The following is a 17,822-nucleotide window of genomic DNA, read 5'->3' as shown; positions in this document are numbered from 1 at the left end:
CGGTTCACTCGAAGGCCGCCCGGTGGGCATCGCACCACTCCGCGAACGTGCGGGGCGGGCGGCCGAGAAGCGTTGCGACAGTATCGGTGTGGAGGCCCTCCGTGTCCGAGCGCAGGGCGATGAAGGACTCCAGAATGGCCGCCGCCAAGGCGGGCGGGGCGCCATTGGGGAAGCGGGCGCTGATCGCTTCCTCGGGGGTGGCGGCGGTGCGGATTGCTATGTCGCGGCCCAGTTCTCGGCCCAGGGCCGCTACCTGGCCGGCGAAGGTGAAGGATTCGGCGCCGGTGAGGGTATAGCCGGCGGACTCGGAGCTCGTGGTGGTGAGGGCCTGGGCGGCCACCGCGGCGATATCGGCCGGGTCGACAGGGAACGCGCGGCCGGGACCGGTGGGGTCCATCAGCGGGAGTCCGGCGCGGACGGCCGGGGCCCACTCCAGCACATTGGACATGAGCGCGCCCGGGCGCAGGATCGTATGGGGGACACCGCTTTCCGCGAGCAACTCCTCGCGGGCGTGGTGCCAGCGGCCCATGGCCGGGACGGGATCGCCGACGGCGTAAGCCGAGGAAAGCAGGACGATGCGGCGTAACCCGGCCTCCTGCGCGGCCTTCACCGCATGGCGGGTGTGATCCACGCCGGTGCCGGGGACCAGCAGGAACAATGCGGTGACACCGTCGAGAGCGCGCGCCACCGCATCGGGATCCTCCAGGTCACCCACCCGGCGTTCGATATGGGCGGGCAGTGCGGTGGCGCGGGCGGGATCCCGTACCAGAACACGGAATTCGGTCCCGGAAGCGATCAGGGCACGGGTGAGCTCCCGGCCGATGTTCCCGGTGGATCCGGTGAGAAGTAGCATGGCAACTCCAGTTCGTTAGCCGTCTATCGAAAAACGCTAGACGGCTAACGATCGCCCGTCAAGACCTGTCCGCCGACGCTGGAGACGCCATGCCCGACTTCCTCGACCTACACGGCAGTACCTCGAAAGCCTTGCGCGCCTTGGCCGATCGCGACATGCGCAAGTACGGTCTGCATCTGGGCCAGAATCATGTGCTGGCCGTGCTGTGGGAACGAGACGGCCGCACCCCCGGCGAGATGGCCGCTGTCCTCTCGGTGACCACCCCCACCGTCGTCAAGATGGCCACCCGCATGACCACCGCCGGCCTCCTCGTCCGCAAACGCGACGACCACGACAACCGCCTCGTCCGCCTCTGGCTCACCGACCGCGGCCGCGAACTCCGCGAACCCATCGAAGCGGATCGAAAAGCCCTGTCGGACAACGTCACCGCCGACCTGACCCCCACCGAACGGCGCCATCTCATGACCGCCCTCGAAAAGATCCACCGAGCCGCCACCGACCTCCTCGGCGAGTCTGCCGACGGCTGAGGTCGTGTTACTGCACGGCGGCGACTTGCACCTCCGTGAGGGTTCGCCCGACGAGGTCGGCGAAGTCCTCGGTATCGGTGGCGGCGATCCAGCGCTTGAAGGCGATCTCGATTGTGAGCCCGCCCAACTGGGCGGTCACGGCGGAGGTCAGCCCGGGGACGCCGCGCGCTTCGAGTGCCTCGGTCATGGACGTGATGAGAGTGAGGTTCTTCAACGCCTCGCGCTCCCGGAGTTCGGGATTGGCGTCGATGACGGATTGCCGGAGGGCGAGGATTTCGCGGCGTTCCGGAGTGAACCGCTCGCGGCCGGCCGCGGTCAGGGCGGCGGCTATCGCTTCGAGCGGGGTTGCCGAGGGAGGCGCCGAGGCTATTTCGGTGGCCAGTAGGTCGGGCCTCGAGTCGCCGCCGAAGAGAACTTCGCGTTTGTCGCGGAAGTAGCGGAAGAAGGTGGTCTTGCCCAGGCCGGCGCGCTCCACGATGTCGATGACGGTGGTGTTCTCGTATCCGCGCTCGACGAAGAGGGTGAGCGCGGCGCGCATGAGTCGTTCTCGGGCATTGGGCTCCCAGCGGGGCATGGACGCAGTTTAGGGCACTCGGTTCCATCATCGATGCAGTGATGGAACTCGGTTCCTTCATTTGATGGAACTTGGTTCCGTCATTGGGTACGATTATTGATGGAACCAAGTTCCGTCACCACTCTGGTTGGGAGTCCGCGCATGAGCCGAGCTGTTGTGTACGAGACCTATGGAGGTCCCGAAGTGCTGGAAGTACGGGAGGTACCCGAACCGCACGCCGGGCCGGGACAGGTCCGCATTCGGGTACGGGCGGCGGGGCTGAATCCGATGGACGGAGTGTTCTCCTCGCAGCCCGAGTTCGCCGCACGATTCGGCCTCACCGTGCCATCCGGTTTCGGATACGACTTCGCCGGCGTCGTCGACGAGGCCGGGACCGGCGCCACCGGCTTCGCCGTGGGCGACCGGGTCTACGGCGGCGCAATGGCAAGGGCCGTAGCCGATTTCGTGGTGATCGACACGCCCGCCGAGACGCTCTGGCATACGCCGGAGGGCATCGGCGACGAGGTGGCGAGCACCCTTCCGGTAGCCGGCCGCACTGCCGCGGCCGCCCTGGCGGCGATCGGGCTGCGGTCCGGTGACACCGTCCTGATCGGCGGCGCCGCCGGCGGCGTGGGCGTGTTCGCCGTGCAGCTCGCGCGACTTGCCGGGGCCACCGTCATCGGGACCGCTTCGGAAGGCACCTTCGGCTTCCTGCGGCAGCTGGGCGCCGAACCCGTGACCTACGGGCCGGGACTCGAAGACCGGGTGAAAGCGCTGGCGATCGGCGGCGTGCACGCGGCGGCAGACCTGTTCGGCACCGAAACAGCCCAGGCCGCACTCGCACTCGGCGTACCACCCGATCGCATCACCACGATCGCCGTCGGCCCCAACCCACCCCGCGGCGTCCGCGCCACCCGAGGCGGAGCCGATGGCACACCGGCCGATCTGGAGCGCCTCACCACCGGAATCCGCACCGGCGATATCACCGTCCCCATCGCGGCGACCTTCCCGATCGAGCAGATCCGCGACGCCGTGGCATTACAGGCAGGCCGCCACGTCCACGGCAAGATCGTGATCACGTTGTAGGACGGTCACGTTGCGGCAGTGAGGGTGTCGTCGCCGGTCAGGCCCGGGATTCGGTGATCGCCGTGAGCGTCCTGGCGAGCCGGACGGCGAGTTCGTCGATCACTTCCGGGGTGCTGTTGAGCGGCGGCGCCACCAGCACCGACTGAGTGGTCGGGTCGATCCCGGAGGCGCAGAGGACCAGGCCGTTCACCTTGGCGGCGGCCAGGATTCGTTTGTTGGTGTCGGCGGGCTGCCCCGGATCGATGTGCAGGGCGCGCATCAGGCCGATACCGGACTGGTCCGACAGCAGGTCCGGGAATCGTTCGCACAATGTGGTCAGTGCGGCCGCGAGGCGTTCACCCGCTGTGGCGGCGTTGCCCAGCAGCTGTTCGCCCTCGATGACGTCCAGTACCGCGTTGGCGGTGGCACAGGCCAGGGGGTTCGCGGACATGGTGTGGCCCAGCGCGATCGGGCCCAGCGGTTCGCCGATGGCCGCGGCGATCGATTCGGCGACCACGGTGACCGCGAGGCTGGTATAGCCGCCCGTCAGTCCCTTGCCCGAGGTCAGGATGTCGGGGGCGATATTGGAATGGTCACCGGCCCACCACTTTCCGGTGCGCCCGAAACCGGACATGACCTCGTCGGCGATCAGCACGATGCCGTGGTTCCGGGTCTCACGCCGCAGCCACTGCATCGTCTCGGCATCGATCGGCGACGCGCCCGACGACGCCCCGCCGAGGGGTTCGACGACTACCGCCGCCACCTTCGACGGGCCCGCCGCGAGCAGTGCCGTGGCCCATTCCTCATGGGTGGCGCGGCGCCGGCCGGGCTTGGGGCGCACCAGCACTCGCTCACCGGTCGGCCCCAACAACGGTTCGACGGAGGGATCACGCTTACCGGGACTGCCGGTGATCGACAGCGCCGCCGCGGTCATACCGTGGTAGCTCGGCTGTTCGGACAGGATGACCGTACGCCGGGCAGCCCCGCGACGGTGCTGGCAGGCGAAAGCCAGCCGCAGCGCGCACTCGTTGGCCTCCGATCCGGAATTGGTGTACTCGACAGCGGCGGCGCCCGGCACGATCCGGAGCAGCCGCGACGTCAACTCCACTGCCTGCTGGTTACGGAATTGGCTGCGATGCACGAAAGTCAACTGCCTGAGCTGCTTTTCGACAGCCCGCAGCACCGCCGGGTGCGAATGCCCGACATTCACATTGAGGACGCCGGAGGAGCCGTCCAGATAATCGTTTCCGTCGTCGTCATAGATGTAGGGCCCGGTGGCCCGCGCGGCAATGGGGAGTGCGGTTCGGCTGTGGGCCACGGCGGGCGGAACGATGGTCATGCCGGCTGAGAATCCTTTCGGAGGAGTGCGAGCAGCGCCGCCGACGCCACGGCGGCCACGATGCCCAGCGTGAAGGTCAGACCCGTGAAGGCGGCGCTGCCCACGACAGCCGCGCCGAGCACGGTGGTGCCGACGGCGATGCCCGCGTTCATCATCGAGTTGTTCCACGCGACCACCGAGGCGCGCTGGGTCGGGTCGGCAGAGGACAGATAGGCCTGCTGGCTCGAATAGAACGAGCCGCCGAAAACACACCACAATGCCAAGGCCGTCAGCGCGACGACCATATTGTGGGTGCTCAGAGCTACTGCGGCACAGGGTGCGAACGCCGTCGCGGAAACGACGGAAACCCAGACGCCCTTGATGTTTCGCCGATTCAGGCGATCCAGGATGGCCCCGGTGCTCAGCGAACCGATCAGCGATCCGGCGCCCACCAGCAGTCCGACCAGCCCGAGCGTGCCGAGACCGAAACCGAAGCGCTGGGAGAAGAGCACGCCGATGAAGGTGTAGGCGCCGAGCCGGCCCGCCTGCAGGAACAGTGTCGCTATGAGCCCCAGGCTGATTCGCGGTTGCCGCCACGGCGCGAGCAAGGCACGCAGGCCGCGCGAGGTACCGGTCACCGCAAGATGATCCAGGCGCGCGTACAACACCCCCGAGGTCACCACCATCAGCACGCCCACCGCGAGAAACGGCCAGCGCCAACTGGTCAGCGACGCCAGCGCCGCACCGAGCGGCACGCCCAGCACCTGTCCCAGCGAATAGATACTCGCGCCGAGCGAGATCACCCGCCCGCGCTGCTGCTGCGGAGTGCGCTCGGCCAGATAGGCCCAGATCGCGGGGGCCGCGATCGCCGCACCGAGACCGGTGAGGCCGCGCGCCGCCACCAGCAAGGTCAGGGTGCTCGCCGCCGCGCACGCCATATTGCCGAGCAGGAACACGATGGAGCCCACCAGGATCGACCACCGTCGTGGATAACGGTCGGCGATGATCCCGAACGGCGGCCCGGCAACGGCATAGACGAGCACATACGCGGTGACGATGGTGGCGGTGGTGGTCGCCGAGGCATGGAGCGAAAGCGCGATTTCTGGCAACATCGGTGCGACGAGATACATTTCGGCGCCCATGAGGAAGAACACGGCGTAGAGCAGAATGTGCTGAGCCCACGGCACTGTGGGCTCGGCACCCGCCGGAGCCAGGGTCCCCGAGGGAGTGCGCTCCGTCTCGATCGCACTCATACCGAGACCTTCTCCAGATCCGCCTGCGCGGCGAGCGAGACCGCCGGACGCCGCGGCAGACTCAGCCGGGACCACACGGAATCGATGATCTCGGCGAATCTGTGTACGGCCGTGGGACTGTGGACCGGTGACGGGTTGATCCGGAGCCGCTCGGTGCCCCGCGCGACGGACGGGAAGTTGATCGGCTGCGCGTACTGCAGGTGCTCCTCGAGCAGGATATCGGCCAGCTGCTTGCATTTGTGCGCGTCCCCCACCAGCACCGGGACGATATGACTCTCGGTGGACACCATGGGAATCTCGGCGTCGGCCAGCAGACCCTGCAGCAGTCCCGCACGGTGGTGCAACAGGATTCGCTCATTGTCGGACTCCCGCAGATGCCGCACACTCGCCAGCGCCGCCGCCGCGAGGGCCGGCGGCATGGCCAGGGTGAAGATGAACGCGGGCGCGAAACTACGCACGGCGTCGAGGATCGGCGCGGGTCCGGTCAGATAGCCGCCCAGCGTGCCGTAGCCCTTGGCGAAGGTGCCCATCAGCAGATCCACCTGGTCCGCGCAACCTAGTTCGGCGGCCATCCCGGATCCCTCCGGGCCGTACATGCCCACCGAATGCGCCTCGTCGACATAGACCAGCGCGCCATGCTTCTTCGCTACGGCGCACAGTTCGGGCATCGGCGCGATATCACCGTCCATCGAGTAGATCGACTCGAACGCGACGATCTTCGGGCGATCGGGCGCGGTGGCGGACAGGAGTTCGTCGAGATGGGCAAAATCGTTGTGGCGGAAGATCTGCCGCTCGGCGCGGGAGGCCCGCATGCCCAGGATCATCGAGGCATGGTTCTGCTCATCGGAAAAGAACACGGCCCCGGGCAGTTGCTTACCGAGCACCCCGAGTACGGCATCGTTCACCGCGTAGCCGGTAATGAACGTCAGGCCCGCTTCTTTCCGATGTAGTTGTGCCACTTCACGTTCCAGCAGGATGTGGGTGTGATTGTTGCCGGAGATATTGCGTGATCCGCCTGCCGCGACACCCGAGCGATTGACCGAGCGGTGCATCGCGTCGACCACCGCGGGAAACTGCCCCATGCCGAGGTGATCATTGCTGCACCACACGGTGATCTCGCGCAGACCGGCGCTGTGGTGATGCACCGCCTGGGGGAATCGGCCGGCGAGCCGTTCGATCTCCACGAATGTCCGGTACTGGCCCGAAGCGCGGATATCGTCGATCTTCTTCTCGAAAAAGGCCGTGAAATCGAAAGCCATGGAAATCTCCGATGTCGAGCTAATGGTGGGCAAGATGAGAGGTCAGCTCGCCGGCGGTATCCCAGCCCGTAATGGGTGGATAGGCGTCGGGGTCGGTGATGACGTCCAGGACGGTCGTCATCGGTTCGACAATCGCCTTCGCCAGCGCTTCACGCAGTTCCACATCGGTGTGGACGGTGCGACCGTGTGCACCGCACGCGATCGCGATCTGCGCATGATCGACGGAACCGAGTTCGACCGCCGACGTCGGCCGGCCGAATTGAACGATCTCGGCGTGCTTCTGATATCCGAGAATCGAGTTGTTGAGCACCACGACGACAACGGCGAGGCGCTCCCGGACGGCGGTTTCGATTTCGGCCCAGCAATGGGCGAAACCGCCGTCACCGACCAGGCAGATCACCGGGGCCGACGGCCGCGCCGCCTTCGCCCCCAGCGCCAGCGGCAGTCCCCAGCCGAGCCCGGCCATCCCGCGCGGCAGCAGGAAACGCTGACGATCGCTGGTCGCACGGATGTAGTTGGCCGCCCAGATCGAGGAGTAGGAGGCATCCGCGACGACGATCGCATCGCCGGGGAGGCAGGCGCTGATCTCGTCGGCTACCCGCTCCGGACGCAGCGGTTGTTGTGTGGAGGCCCGGACAGTGGCTGTGGCGCTCTCGAATTCGGCGCGTGAGCGGGCGATCTGCGCGACGGTGTCGAGGCGGTCGACGTGGCGGCGGGTCAGGTCGAGCCCCGTGAGTGCGGCCGTCAGATCCGTTATCCCGCTCCGCACGTCCCCGGGCAGCCGCAGCGAGGAGTAGTTGCGCCCGATTTCGATGGGATCGATATCGAGGTGGATGAAGGTCGCGTCGGGTGCGAACAGATTCCAGCCATCGGTGCCGTTCTCATTGGTGCGCGTCCCGGCGAGCAACACCGTGTCCGCCCCCGCGATCCAGTCCCGCATGCCGTGCGCGACGCCGCGCGGACCCATGTAATTGCCGACGACCCCGATACTCAGCTCGGCGGTGTCGAGGACGACCCCCTTTCCCATCGGTGTGGTCGCGACCGGTATCGACGCCAGCTCGCTCAGGCGGGCCAGCGCGGCCCCGGCAGCGGAGGAGACGGCGCCGCCGCCCGCGACGATGATCGGGCGGCGCGCACCGGCCAGCAGTTCCGCGGCGGTGCGGACGGCGGCCTCGGGCGGGCGGATCCGATCGAGCGGGAATGCGGCGGCACCGGGACGTCGGCCCTGCGGTGGCGCGGGCGCGGTCAGTTCCAGCACATCCTTGGGCAGCATCAGCACCGCGGGACCCGGCCGGCCGCTGGTCGCCGCCCGAAATGCCGCATCCAGGTAGTCGTGCCACCGATCCGGATCGTCGAGGCGATCGAACCATTTGGCGCATCCGGAAAACAGGCTGCGATGGTCTATTTCCTGGAACGCATTCTTGTTCCGGAACGGGCGCGGCACATCCTGCACCAGTGCCACCACCGGAATGGAAACCTTCGCGGCCTCGGTCAATGGCGGCACCAATAGCGTTGCCGCGGGACCGTTCTGGGCCACCACCACCGAACACCGGCGCGCAATCCGGGCGAAACCGTCGGCCATGGTGCCACCCGCATTCTCGGTGCGATAAACGATCTGGCGCAGGCCCAGATCCTCGGCGGCCAGCACCAGGCGGGACGGCAGACTTTGACCGAAGAACTCCGAAATTCCCCTGGCCCTGAGGCTTTCGGCAATAGCGGCGGCGACTGTGGTAGGCATCGGAATACCTTCTCGCGGTAGCGGACTGTTCGATGGGTTCAGTCTCTGGCGCGGAAGAGCCACAGGTCCAATACGTATTTGCTTGCCGTTGATAAGGATCGCTTATCCGGCTAGGCTGAGCGCGTGGACGACCTACGTCGTGTGCGTTATTTCCTGGCCGTCGCCGAGCACAAGCACTTCGGGCGGGCCGCCGACGCCCTGCACATCACCCAGCCGGCGCTCTCCCAGCAGATCAAAGCCCTCGAACGGGAACTCGGGGTCGAACTCCTGACCCGCAACGGGCGCACCTTCGCCCTGACACCCGCCGGTATCGCGCTGCACGAAGGCGGGCAGCAGATGCTCACGGCCGCCGCGGAACTCGAGCGTGTGGTCCGGGCCCGCGCCGCCGGCCGGTCGGGCGAACTGAAGGTCGCTCTCACCAGATCGGGTTCGGACAGCGCAATATCCCGGCGACTGCGCGCATTTCGGCAGGAATTCCCGGACGTCGCCGTGTCGACGATTACCGGTTGGACCTCCTGGAATCTGGAACTTCTCGAATCGGGCGCAATCGATATCGCACTCATACGCGGAAACATCGAATACCCGAAGATCCAGACCCAGCTCATAGGACGCGAGGAAGCCGCGGTCACCGTTCCCCGGGAACACCCCCTCGCGGAACGCAGCACCGTCGACTTCACCGACATCATCGACGAGCCGATAGTCCTCTGGGCGCGCGAATCCGGCCCGGAATACTACGACGAACTCGTCTGCCATATCTGGGGCGACGGCGCCCCGAATCTGGTCGCGGTCGAATCCGACGCCGAACAAGTCCTCGACTCGGTCTCCAGTGGCGTCGGAATCAGCGTGCTGGACCGAAGGCGCGCAACCCGAATCGCACACGAAAACATCGCCGTCATCCCATTCCGCGAAAACCCACCGAAAATAGCCATCCAACTCGCCTGGCTACGCGGATCGGACGCCCCCGCCCTCACCCAGTTCCTGGCCTGGTGGCGACGCGGCACAACACCTACCGAAATTGTCTGACAGCGCCCAATCAGATTGCCGCGGTAAAGATGTCGTAAGCATCCGAGCCGAACAACACGAAACGCACCTCCCGCACCGCCGGTTGCGACCGAAGGCGCGGCGCGCCGACGGGGTGGGGTGGGAAAGGCGGGGGACGGGTGGGGAAAGGGCAGGATCGCCTAGGCTTGGGCGCATGATTACCGCGATCGTGATGGTCTGGGCCGAGGCCGACCGGATTCCTGAGACCGCGCAGGAGCTGGCCGATATCGAGGGCGTGACCGAGGTGTACTCGTGCGCGGGCGACGTCGACCTGATCTCGATCGTGCGGGTGCGCGACCACGAGGAGATCGCCGAGGTGGTCACCGGGCGGATCAACAAGTCGCCGGGCGTGGTTCGCACCGCCACGCACATCGCCTTCAAGTCGTACTCGCGGTTCGACGTGGAAGCCGGATTCTCCATCGGCGAATAGCCGGATCGATCGATCGGTCAGCGCGGCAGGATCGAGGCGCCCAGCCCCCTGCCGTCGCGGCCCGCATCGACCACATGCGTGACGCCGCCCTTGCAACCGGGGAACAGGTAGATCCGCACCGATCGATCGAGACTGTTGCTCACCGAGATCCGGCGCGGCACCTTCCGGATCGTGACACACCCCGCCGGATCGCCGTAACCGCGACCGTCCACCGATACCGTGCCGGACGCCGCCTCGGCCCGCATCGCCGTCGTCGTATGCGCCGCACTCTGCGGCAGGCCGACACCCAGCAACGCCATGCCGAGCAGCAAACCGCTCGTCACGAGCAGGCCGCGCCACCACGGGCGGCCGGAGAGCACCAGTGCTTTTCGCATCGGGGAAACTCTAACGCCGCAGGTGGCACCGCGGCCGCAAACAACACGCCCCGGTGTGGTTCGTGCCGGTTCGTTTGATTTCTCAGTGCGAATCGAGCTTGTTGGTGAGCTCCGCCCAGCGTTCCAGCAACGCTCCGGCAGCCCCCGAATCGATTGCCGCCGACACGCGTTCCAGCGCCACCGCGAGCTTGCCGTGCAGATCCGACTCGACCTCGTCGGCGGTGAGCTCGAAGGCCACCACCGCGGCCGCCGAATTCAACAGCACCGCATCGCGCACCGGGCCCGGCTCACCAGCCAGCATATTGCGGGCGATCACCGCGTTCATGGCGGCGTCCCCGCCCTTCAACGCCTCCGGCGACACCCGCGGAATACCGAGTTTCGTTGGGTCGATGGTGGTTTCGGCCAAGCGCCGGCCCGCCACCACCCAGACATCGGTGGTATCCGCCGTGGTGATCTCGTCCAGGCCGTCATTACCGCGCACCACCAGCGCCGACGCGCCACGATCCGCGAACGCGCCCGCGATCACCGGCACCAGCTCCGCGAACGCGCAACCGATCAGCCCCGCCGAGGGCTGCGCCGGATTGGTCAGCGGACCGAGAATATTGAAGACCGTCGGAATGCCGATCTCACCGCGCGCCTGACTCGAATACCGCAGCGACGGATGGAACACCGGCGCGAAACAGAAACCGATACCCAGCTCCCGCACACACTCGGCCACCGACTCCGGGCCCAGCGCGATCCGCACCCCCAGCGCCTCCAGCACATCCGCCCCGCCGCTCTTCGACGACGCCGCCCGGTTACCGTGCTTCACCACCGGAATTCCACTGGCCGCCACCACGATCGAGGACATGGTGGAAATGTTCACGGTGCCGGAACGATCACCGCCCGTGCCCACGATGTCCACCGCCGGCATGTCGATCGGCACCCGCCGCGCGTGCGAGAGCATGCCCTGCGCCAGTCCGCCCAGCTCGACAGGGGTGGGGCCCTTCATCTTCAGCGCCACGCCGAAGGCCGCGATCTGCGCGGTGGTGGCGTTATCGGTGAAGATCTCGTTCATGGCCCACGCGGCCTCGTCCTCCGACAGATCCTTCCGATCGGTGAGGAGGCCCAGAATGTCCCGCCAGCTGCGCGCGCTCATGGGGGCAAGCCTAGTGGGCCGGGCCTATTTGTTTTCCCTCGACGCCGGTTGCAGTGCATCCCAGCCCAGCACGTCGCCATCGTGCCGCTGGGCGAGACCGGCCATCCGGGAACGCTCCTGGGAGCAGTGCAGTGCGTCCAGCACCTGAACCCGCTGCAAAACCAGCTTCGCCGGGTCCGCATCATTGACCGAGCCGGTGTTATAGCCATCCTGCGCGGCAATGATCTGCACCGCATTCACCTGTCCCGCTGGAACTCTGAGGTGGTGCCGGAGGACTACTGGTTCATCAACCGTCCAGTCCAAAGCCTTGCCCAGCGCCGCCGAACATGCCTCGGCGTCATCGAAACTCGACGCCACCACCACCAGATCCGGACGCTCCGGATCCAGCACCGCCGGACCGTTCCGTCCCAATAGCCGCTGCCACCACTTTTTCCCGTCCATCTGCACCTCAGCTTCCTCTTACCTGCACAATCTAGGCTCTGCCGAGACACGCCGAGAGCCCCGCGAGACGGCCGCTCGCCCTGGGCTTTCCGACACGTACGACAAAGTTTCGTACCCGCCTACTCCTGTCGTACTACGACAAGTCATACTTACCGGCGTGACGACCGCAGTAGGGACCCCAGGATCGGCCATTACCCAGCGTGTGCATTCGCTGAACCGGCCCAACATGGTCAGCGTCGGTACCATCATCTGGCTGTCGAGCGAGCTGATGTTCTTTGCCGGCCTGTTCGCCATGTACTTCGTTGCGCGCGCGCAGGCGCACGGAAACTGGCCGCCGGAGCCGACCGAGCTGAACATGAAGCTGGCCGTGCCGGTGACCTGCGTGCTGGTCGCGTCCTCCTTCACCTGCCAGATGGGCGTCTTCTCGGCGGAGCGCGGTGACGTCTTCGGCCTGCGGCGCTGGTACCTGCTCACGTTCATCATGGGCGCCTTCTTCGTCGCCGGTCAGGCCACCGAGTACCACGGCCTGTACTCCGAGGGCACCTCGATCTCCAGCAGCGTGTACGGCTCGGTGTTCTTCATCACCACCGGTTTCCACGGTCTGCACGTCATCGGTGGTCTGATCGCGTTCATCTTCCTGCTGATCCGCACCAAGATCAGTAAGTTCACCCCGGCGCAGGCCACGGCGGCGATCGTCGTCTCGTACTACTGGCACTTCGTCGACATCGTCTGGATCGGGCTCTTCGCCACCATCTACTTCGTCCGCTAGCCGGACCGCCAGCGCGGCAACCAGCCCCAGCCGCCGGCACCCCCAAACTTGTACAAGTCGGTTCCGTCTACTCCAAAGGGACACAGATGAGTTCATCTCCCCCGTCAGTGCCAGACCCCAAGGGGGTCGGCGAGGCCACCAAGACCCGGAAGCAGCGCCGCCTGCGGCGGAAACTTGTCGGCGGTCTGGTGCTGCTGATGGGCCTCGTCGGAGCCGGCTTCGCGGCGTCGGCCCTGACGCCGACGGCTCAGGTCGCGACCGCTAACGAGGACCAGTCCGCGCTGATCCGCGAGGGCAAGCAGATCTACGACACCTCCTGCGTCACCTGCCACGGTGCCAACCTGCAGGGCGTCCAGGATCGCGGCCCCAGCCTGATCGGCGTCGGCGAGGCCGCCGTCTACTTCCAGGTCTCCTCCGGCCGCATGCCGGCCGCCCGCAACGAGGCGCAGATCGAGCGCAAGCCCCCGAAGTTCGACGCGCACCAGACCGACGCGCTGAGCGCCTTCGTGCAGGCCAACGGTGGCGGCCCCACCATGCCGCGTGACGCCAACGGCGAGATCGCGCAGGAATCCCTCGAGCAGGGCACCGACCTCGGCCGCGGCGGCGAACTGTTCCGCATGAACTGCGCCTCCTGCCACAACTTCACCGGTAAGGGCGGCGCGCTGTCCTCCGGCAAGTTCGCGCCCCCGCTGGAAGAAGCCACGGACGCGCAGATCTACGCCGCGATGCTCACCGGCCCGCAGAACATGCCGAAGTTCTCCGACCGGCAGCTGACGCCGGAAGAGAAGCGCGACATCCTCGCCTACATCAAGGACCGCATGGAGACCAAGTCCGAGGGCGGCTACGGCCTCGGCGGCCTCGGTCCGGCTACCGAAGGCCTGGCCATCTGGGTCGTCGGCATCGTCGTCCTGGTCGGTTCCGCCATGTGGATCGGTTCCCGGTCATGAGTGAACAGGAGCGAAACAGCATGGGGGACAACCCCACCGAACCCACCGGGGTGAGCCCCGCAGAGCCCACCGAAGAGCAGCTCGAGGCCATGTCGCGGGACGAGCTGGTCAAGCTCGGTACCGAACTCGACGGCGTCGACGTCGCCTACCGCGCACCGCGCTGGCCGGTCCCGGGCACCCGGGCCGAGAAGCGCGCCGAGCGCCGCGTGGCGCTGTGGTTCGCCATCTCCGCCGTCATGGGCGCCGCGCTCATCGGCGTGTACCTGTTCTGGCCCTGGACCTACAAGGGCCGCCACGAGTCCGGCAACGCCGCGTACTCGCTGTACACCCCGCTGGTCGGCCTGACGCTCGGCATCGCCGTACTGGCCGTCGGCATCGCGGTCGTGCTCATCCGCAAGCACTTCGTCCCTGCCGAGATCTCCATCCAGGACCGCCACGACGGCCGGTCCTCGGAGGTCAACCGCCGCACCCTGGTCGCCGAGCTGTCCGACGCGCTCGACACCTCCACCCTGGGCCGCCGCAAGCTCATCACCCGCACCGCGGGCCTGGGCGCCGGTCTGCTCGGCGTGGGCGCACTGTTCGTCTTCGTCGGCGGCATGATCAAGAACCCGTGGTCCAAGGGCATGAAGTCCCCGCTGTGGGTCTCCGGCTGGACCCCGGACTACCCGGGCCAGACCATCTACCTGCGCCGTGACACCGGCCGCCCCGAGGACATCGTCCTGGTGCGCCCGGAGGACATGGACGCCGGCGCGATGGAGACCGTCTTCCCCTGGAAGGAAGAATGGCGCGGGAACGAAGAGGAGACCCTGCAGTCGCTGCGCGGAATCCGTAACGCGGTCATGCTGATTCGCCTGCGCACCGCCGACGCGGAGAAGGCCATCAAGCGCAAGGGCCAGGAGAGCTTCAACTACGGCGACTACTTCGCCTACTCGAAGATCTGCACCCACCTCGGCTGCCCCACTTCGCTTTTCGAGCAGCAGACCAACCGGATCCTGTGCCCCTGCCACCAGTCGCAGTTCCTCGCGACCGAATGGGGTAAGCCGATCTTCGGTCCCGCCGCTCGCGCGCTGCCGCAGCTGCCGATCACCGTCAACGCCGAGGGCTACATGGTCGCCCAGCACGACTTCATCGAGCCCCTCGGCCCGGCTTACTGGGAGCGTCGTTCATGAGTCCTAGCAAAGCGGCCGTGCAGGCCAACGAACTGGACGAGCGCTACCGCGGTGCTGCGTTCCTCAAGCGATCGATCAACAAGGTCTTCCCGACCCACTGGTCGTTCCTGCTCGGTGAGATCGCGCTGTACGCGTTCATCATCCTGCTGCTGTCGGGTATCTACCTGACGCTGTACTTCGACCCCTCCATGTCGGAGACCGTCTACAACGGCGCCTACCAGCCGCTGCGCGGTGTCACCATGTCGCGGGCCTACGAGACCGCGCTGAACATCTCCTTCGAGGTGCGCGGCGGTCTGTTCGTGCGTCAGGTCCACCACTGGGCGGCCCTGCTGTTCGCGTCGTCGATCATCATCCACCTGTTCCGCATCTTCTTCACCGGCGCTTTCCGCAAGCCGCGTGAGGCGAACTGGGTGATCGGCTCGCTGCTGCTGATCCTGGCCATGTTCGAGGGCTTCTTCGGCTACTCGCTCCCGGACGACCTGCTCTCGGGTACCGGTCTGCGCGCGGCCTTCTCGGGCATCACCATCGGTATCCCGGTCATCGGCACCTGGATGCACTGGCTGATCTTCGGCGGCGACTTCCCCGGCGAGATCATCATCCCGCGCCTGTACATCGCGCACGTGCTGCTCTTGCCGGGCATCATCCTGGCCTTGATCGGCGCGCACGTCGCGCTGGTCTGGTACCAGAAGCACACGCAGTTCCCCGGACCGGGCCGCACCGAGAAGAACGTCGTCGGCGCCCGCATCATCCCGGTGTTCGCCGCCGACCAGGGTGCGTTCTTCGCCTTCACCCTCGGCATCGTCGCCATCATGGGTGGCGTCCTGCAGATCAACCCGATCTGGAACCTGGGTCCCTACAACCCGTCCCAGGTCTCCGCGGGTTCGCAGCCGGACTTCTACATGATGTGGACCGACGGTATGGCTCGACTCATGCCGCCGTGGGAGCTGTACCTGGGCCGCTACACGATCCCGGCGCCGTTCTGGGTCGCGCTGATCATGGGCCTGGTGTTCACCGTGCTGATCGCCTACCCGTGGATCGAGAAGCGCCTCACCGGCGACACCGCCCGCCACAACCTGCTGCAGCGTCCGCGCGACGTGCCGGTCCGGACCGCGATCGGCGCCATGGCCATCGCCTTCTACCTGGTGCTGACCCTGGCCTGCGTGAACGACATCATCTCGCTCAAGTTCAGCATCTCGCTGAACGCGACGACCTGGTTCTTCCGCATCGCCCTGCTGCTGCTCCCGCCGATCGCCTACTTCGCGGCGTACCGGTTCTGCATCGGCCTGCAGCGCTCCGACCGCGCGGTGCTCGAGCACGGCATCGAGACCGGTGTCATCAAGCGGCTGCCGCACGGTGAGTACATCGAGGTGCACCAGCCCCTCGGCCCGGTCGACTCGCACGGCCACCCGATCCCGCTGGAGTACCAGGGCGCCCCGGTGCCCAAGAAGATGGTCAAGCTGGGCTCCGCCGGCAAGCCCGGCACCGGTTCCTTCATGTTCCCCGACCCCGCGTCGGAGCAGGAAGCGAACGTGGCCCTCGCCCACGAGGAGGAGCACAACATGCTCCGCGCCCTGGAAAGCCACCAGGACGCCGCCATCGGCGACAAGCACACCGAGCACTGATCAGCTCGAAAGGGAAGGCCCCGAGTCGAATTCGACTCGGGGCCTTCCCCGTTTTCCCGGGAGTCAGGGGCGGGGAGTGACCGCCGTGCGCGGATCGACCGGGGCGGGAGCGGCCTTCATGAGGTCGAGCGCGCCGGAGAGGACACGGCGCTGGGTCACGGCGATGTGTGCGTCGGCGCCGAGACGGCCGTTGCGGCGCAAGAGCTCTCGTAGTTTCGCGTGCTGCCGCAGGACGCGGATCACCGGGTGATTGCGCGGGAGTTCGGCCTCGGGATCGACGATGGTGGCCACGATCCGGCCCGTCGTGCCCCAGACCAGACTGGAGATCACGGGACGCAGGACCGGCGCCAGGTACGGGTGCAGTGGTTGCGGCAGTACACGTTCGGCGCGCAGCCCGCCCTTCAGCAGGGCGGTGGTCAGGACCGCGGTGTCCTCGTCGGGCGGGGCGAAGATGATGGTCGCGGCGCGGTTGAGGTCGGCGGCGTCCTCGATCGAATGGGGGAGCAGTTCGTCGGGGATGCCCATGAGAAAGGCGATCCAATACCACAGTTGGCGCATGGACTCCGCCTCGTCCGCGGTTATCGGCATGTCCAGCAGCTCGTACATGGTCAGCGGCGTGAGCAGGAAGGCCTGCGCGGTGACCGCCATACCGGTCGTGTGAATGGGTTCGCCCCAGGCTCGGGTGTCCCAGCGGCCGCAGGTACGCAGGTGACGGCGAACCATGGCGTGCACGAAGCGGATTCGGATGGTCGCGTCGAAACCCGTGCCGCCGGGGATCAGGGTGCCCGGGTCGGTGGCGGCCAGCACCCAGCGCGAGGTCTCCTCGTAGCGGCGGGCTGCCATGGTCTCCGAGCGGGAGTTCATGGCCTGCGGCTTGTTGAGATCGCCGAAGGCGTAGGCGGTCAGCAAGGTGCCGCCCAGGCCGACGATGACCGCGGGCGCGAAGCGCCACCAGAGTTCCGCGCCGCGCCGGATTCGGGCGGGATCCAGCCAGTCCGGCGGATTCAGCAGGGGCGTAAGGAGTTCCGTCAGTGACTCCGGGGCGCCGGGCGGGGCGGGATCCTGCGTCCGCAATGCCGTACCCAGTAGCTGCCAACCGGTTCCGCGGTCGAGGGCTGCGAAATCTGCCACGACCCGGTCGATGACGGTATCCGTCCGGAACATGCCCCGCACCACGCGATCCACGGCATGGTCCGGCGCGTACCGCCGAGCCTTCTGGATGCGCTCCACGCGTGCGGCGTCGAACGGAATCGCGGGCACGGTCACCGTGGTCATGAGCTTCCCCTCTGGTCGAAGTCCTGAATTCGACAGTAGGAATTGTGAAT

Annotated in this window: 18 protein-coding genes; 8 read left to right on the top strand and 10 right to left on the bottom strand. The window is 67.0% G+C overall.

Going from position 1 to position 17,822, the window contains the following annotated elements; all coding sequences use genetic code 11:
* Positions 1-4: 4 nt before the first annotated feature.
* Positions 5-853 carry an NAD(P)H-binding protein gene (locus ACIP5Y_RS41955; RefSeq protein ID WP_400358754.1) on the bottom strand — a complete coding sequence of 283 codons (849 nt, stop codon included), beginning with the start codon at positions 851-853 and terminating at the stop codon, positions 5-7.
* Between the two features lie 89 nt (positions 854-942).
* On the opposite strand from ACIP5Y_RS41955, the gene ACIP5Y_RS41950 reads away from it, so the two are divergent.
* Positions 943-1,380 (top strand): MarR family winged helix-turn-helix transcriptional regulator, encoded by a 438-nt coding sequence (locus ACIP5Y_RS41950; protein ID WP_400358752.1) that lies wholly within the window; start codon positions 943-945, stop codon positions 1,378-1,380.
* A gap of 7 nt (positions 1,381-1,387) precedes the next feature.
* Here ACIP5Y_RS41950 and ACIP5Y_RS41945 read toward each other — a convergent pair whose 3' ends face one another.
* Positions 1,388-1,954 (bottom strand): TetR/AcrR family transcriptional regulator, encoded by a 567-nt coding sequence (locus ACIP5Y_RS41945; RefSeq protein WP_400358750.1) that lies wholly within the window; start codon positions 1,952-1,954, stop codon positions 1,388-1,390.
* A gap of 141 nt (positions 1,955-2,095) precedes the next feature.
* Between ACIP5Y_RS41945 and ACIP5Y_RS41940 the strand changes: the two genes are divergently transcribed.
* Entirely contained in the window at positions 2,096-3,019 is a 924-nt protein-coding gene (locus tag ACIP5Y_RS41940; protein WP_400358748.1) for an NADP-dependent oxidoreductase, read from the top strand.
* A 37-nt stretch (positions 3,020-3,056) separates the two neighbouring features.
* Here ACIP5Y_RS41940 and ACIP5Y_RS41935 read toward each other — a convergent pair whose 3' ends face one another.
* Genes ACIP5Y_RS41935 through ACIP5Y_RS41920 form a run of 4 tightly spaced genes read right to left on the bottom strand, consistent with a single transcriptional unit; the run spans position 3,057 to position 8,566 of the window.
* Positions 3,057-4,337, bottom strand: coding sequence for an aspartate aminotransferase family protein (locus ACIP5Y_RS41935; RefSeq protein WP_400358746.1), 1,281 nt, complete (start codon positions 4,335-4,337; stop codon positions 3,057-3,059).
* The gene (locus ACIP5Y_RS41930) at positions 4,334-5,569 is read right to left on the bottom strand and encodes an MFS transporter (protein WP_400358744.1); all 1,236 of its coding nucleotides are present in this window, start codon (positions 5,567-5,569) and stop codon (positions 4,334-4,336) included. Before ACIP5Y_RS41930 ends, ACIP5Y_RS41935 begins: the two co-directional genes overlap by 4 nt.
* Entirely contained in the window at positions 5,566-6,828 is a 1,263-nt protein-coding gene (hemA, locus tag ACIP5Y_RS41925) for a 5-aminolevulinate synthase (RefSeq protein ID WP_400358742.1), read from the bottom strand. Before hemA ends, ACIP5Y_RS41930 begins: the two co-directional genes overlap by 4 nt.
* Before the next feature lie 19 nt (positions 6,829-6,847).
* Positions 6,848-8,566 carry an acetolactate synthase catalytic subunit gene (locus ACIP5Y_RS41920; RefSeq protein WP_400358739.1) on the bottom strand — a complete coding sequence of 573 codons (1,719 nt, stop codon included), beginning with the start codon at positions 8,564-8,566 and terminating at the stop codon, positions 6,848-6,850.
* Positions 8,567-8,689: 123 nt separating this feature from the next.
* On the opposite strand from ACIP5Y_RS41920, the gene ACIP5Y_RS41915 reads away from it, so the two are divergent.
* On the top strand, positions 8,690-9,589 hold the full coding sequence (locus ACIP5Y_RS41915; protein WP_400358738.1) for a LysR family transcriptional regulator: 900 nt from the start codon (positions 8,690-8,692) through the stop codon (positions 9,587-9,589).
* Between the two features lie 172 nt (positions 9,590-9,761).
* Positions 9,762-10,037 carry an Lrp/AsnC family transcriptional regulator gene (locus ACIP5Y_RS41910; RefSeq protein WP_397014055.1) on the top strand — a complete coding sequence of 92 codons (276 nt, stop codon included), beginning with the start codon at positions 9,762-9,764 and terminating at the stop codon, positions 10,035-10,037.
* Between the two features lie 17 nt (positions 10,038-10,054).
* Here ACIP5Y_RS41910 and ACIP5Y_RS41905 read toward each other — a convergent pair whose 3' ends face one another.
* The 3 genes from ACIP5Y_RS41905 to ACIP5Y_RS41895 all read right to left on the bottom strand — a co-directional run bounded on the left by ACIP5Y_RS41905 (position 10,055) and on the right by ACIP5Y_RS41895 (position 11,990).
* Positions 10,055-10,411 carry a hypothetical protein gene (locus ACIP5Y_RS41905; protein ID WP_400358736.1) on the bottom strand — a complete coding sequence of 119 codons (357 nt, stop codon included), beginning with the start codon at positions 10,409-10,411 and terminating at the stop codon, positions 10,055-10,057.
* A gap of 82 nt (positions 10,412-10,493) precedes the next feature.
* Positions 10,494-11,549, bottom strand: coding sequence for an anthranilate phosphoribosyltransferase (trpD, locus tag ACIP5Y_RS41900; RefSeq protein WP_400358734.1), 1,056 nt, complete (start codon positions 11,547-11,549; stop codon positions 10,494-10,496).
* A gap of 24 nt (positions 11,550-11,573) precedes the next feature.
* Complete coding sequence (locus ACIP5Y_RS41895) at positions 11,574-11,990, bottom strand: hypothetical protein (RefSeq protein WP_400359012.1); 417 nt, start codon at positions 11,988-11,990, stop codon at positions 11,574-11,576.
* Between the two features lie 157 nt (positions 11,991-12,147).
* On the opposite strand from ACIP5Y_RS41895, the gene ACIP5Y_RS41890 reads away from it, so the two are divergent.
* The 4 genes from ACIP5Y_RS41890 (at position 12,148) to ACIP5Y_RS41875 (ending at position 16,497) form a co-directional block, all read left to right on the top strand.
* Complete coding sequence (locus ACIP5Y_RS41890) at positions 12,148-12,759, top strand: heme-copper oxidase subunit III (protein WP_397014061.1); 612 nt, start codon at positions 12,148-12,150, stop codon at positions 12,757-12,759.
* Positions 12,760-12,845: 86 nt separating this feature from the next.
* Positions 12,846-13,706 carry a c-type cytochrome gene (locus ACIP5Y_RS41885; RefSeq protein ID WP_397014063.1) on the top strand — a complete coding sequence of 287 codons (861 nt, stop codon included), beginning with the start codon at positions 12,846-12,848 and terminating at the stop codon, positions 13,704-13,706.
* Between the two features lie 20 nt (positions 13,707-13,726).
* Positions 13,727-14,875, top strand: a complete 1,149-nt coding sequence (locus ACIP5Y_RS41880) for a ubiquinol-cytochrome c reductase iron-sulfur subunit (RefSeq protein ID WP_400359010.1) — start codon at positions 13,727-13,729, stop codon at positions 14,873-14,875.
* Positions 14,872-16,497, top strand: coding sequence for a cytochrome bc complex cytochrome b subunit (locus ACIP5Y_RS41875; protein WP_400358731.1), 1,626 nt, complete (start codon positions 14,872-14,874; stop codon positions 16,495-16,497). The genes ACIP5Y_RS41880 and ACIP5Y_RS41875 overlap by 4 nt, the downstream gene beginning before the upstream one ends.
* Before the next feature lie 63 nt (positions 16,498-16,560).
* On the opposite strand, the gene ACIP5Y_RS41870 is transcribed toward ACIP5Y_RS41875, so the two are convergent.
* Positions 16,561-17,772, bottom strand: coding sequence for an oxygenase MpaB family protein (locus ACIP5Y_RS41870; RefSeq protein WP_400358729.1), 1,212 nt, complete (start codon positions 17,770-17,772; stop codon positions 16,561-16,563).
* Positions 17,773-17,822 lie beyond the last annotated feature (50 nt).

Origin of the sequence: Nocardia sp. NPDC088792 (assembly GCF_044750615.1) — a bacterium.
GTDB lineage: Bacteria > Actinomycetota > Actinomycetes > Mycobacteriales > Mycobacteriaceae > Nocardia.
Note: the sequence above shows the minus strand (reverse complement) of the source record. Positions and strands in the feature narration are given on the sequence as shown.

What these genes read in the sequence shown, in the direction of transcription:
- ACIP5Y_RS41955 (WP_400358754.1), bottom strand. Translation starts at nt 853, where the DNA reads ATGCTACTTCTCACCGGATCCACCGGGAACATCGGCCGGGAGCTCACC.
- ACIP5Y_RS41950 (WP_400358752.1), top strand. Translation starts at nt 943, where the DNA reads ATGCCCGACTTCCTCGACCTACACGGCAGTACCTCGAAAGCCTTGCGC.
- ACIP5Y_RS41945 (WP_400358750.1), bottom strand. Translation starts at nt 1,954, where the DNA reads ATGCCCCGCTGGGAGCCCAATGCCCGAGAACGACTCATGCGCGCCGCG.
- ACIP5Y_RS41940 (WP_400358748.1), top strand. Translation starts at nt 2,096, where the DNA reads ATGAGCCGAGCTGTTGTGTACGAGACCTATGGAGGTCCCGAAGTGCTG.
- ACIP5Y_RS41935 (WP_400358746.1), bottom strand. Translation starts at nt 4,337, where the DNA reads ATGACCATCGTTCCGCCCGCCGTGGCCCACAGCCGAACCGCACTCCCC.
- ACIP5Y_RS41930 (WP_400358744.1), bottom strand. Translation starts at nt 5,569, where the DNA reads ATGAGTGCGATCGAGACGGAGCGCACTCCCTCGGGGACCCTGGCTCCG.
- hemA (WP_400358742.1), bottom strand. Translation starts at nt 6,828, where the DNA reads ATGGCTTTCGATTTCACGGCCTTTTTCGAGAAGAAGATCGACGATATC.
- ACIP5Y_RS41920 (WP_400358739.1), bottom strand. Translation starts at nt 8,566, where the DNA reads ATGCCTACCACAGTCGCCGCCGCTATTGCCGAAAGCCTCAGGGCCAGG.
- ACIP5Y_RS41910 (WP_397014055.1), top strand. Translation starts at nt 9,762, where the DNA reads ATGATTACCGCGATCGTGATGGTCTGGGCCGAGGCCGACCGGATTCCT.
- ACIP5Y_RS41905 (WP_400358736.1), bottom strand. Translation starts at nt 10,411, where the DNA reads ATGCGAAAAGCACTGGTGCTCTCCGGCCGCCCGTGGTGGCGCGGCCTG.
- trpD (WP_400358734.1), bottom strand. Translation starts at nt 11,549, where the DNA reads ATGAGCGCGCGCAGCTGGCGGGACATTCTGGGCCTCCTCACCGATCGG.
- ACIP5Y_RS41895 (WP_400359012.1), bottom strand. Translation starts at nt 11,990, where the DNA reads ATGGACGGGAAAAAGTGGTGGCAGCGGCTATTGGGACGGAACGGTCCG.
- ACIP5Y_RS41885 (WP_397014063.1), top strand. Translation starts at nt 12,846, where the DNA reads ATGAGTTCATCTCCCCCGTCAGTGCCAGACCCCAAGGGGGTCGGCGAG.
- ACIP5Y_RS41880 (WP_400359010.1), top strand. Translation starts at nt 13,727, where the DNA reads ATGGGGGACAACCCCACCGAACCCACCGGGGTGAGCCCCGCAGAGCCC.
- ACIP5Y_RS41875 (WP_400358731.1), top strand. Translation starts at nt 14,872, where the DNA reads ATGAGTCCTAGCAAAGCGGCCGTGCAGGCCAACGAACTGGACGAGCGC.
- ACIP5Y_RS41870 (WP_400358729.1), bottom strand. Translation starts at nt 17,772, where the DNA reads ATGACCACGGTGACCGTGCCCGCGATTCCGTTCGACGCCGCACGCGTG.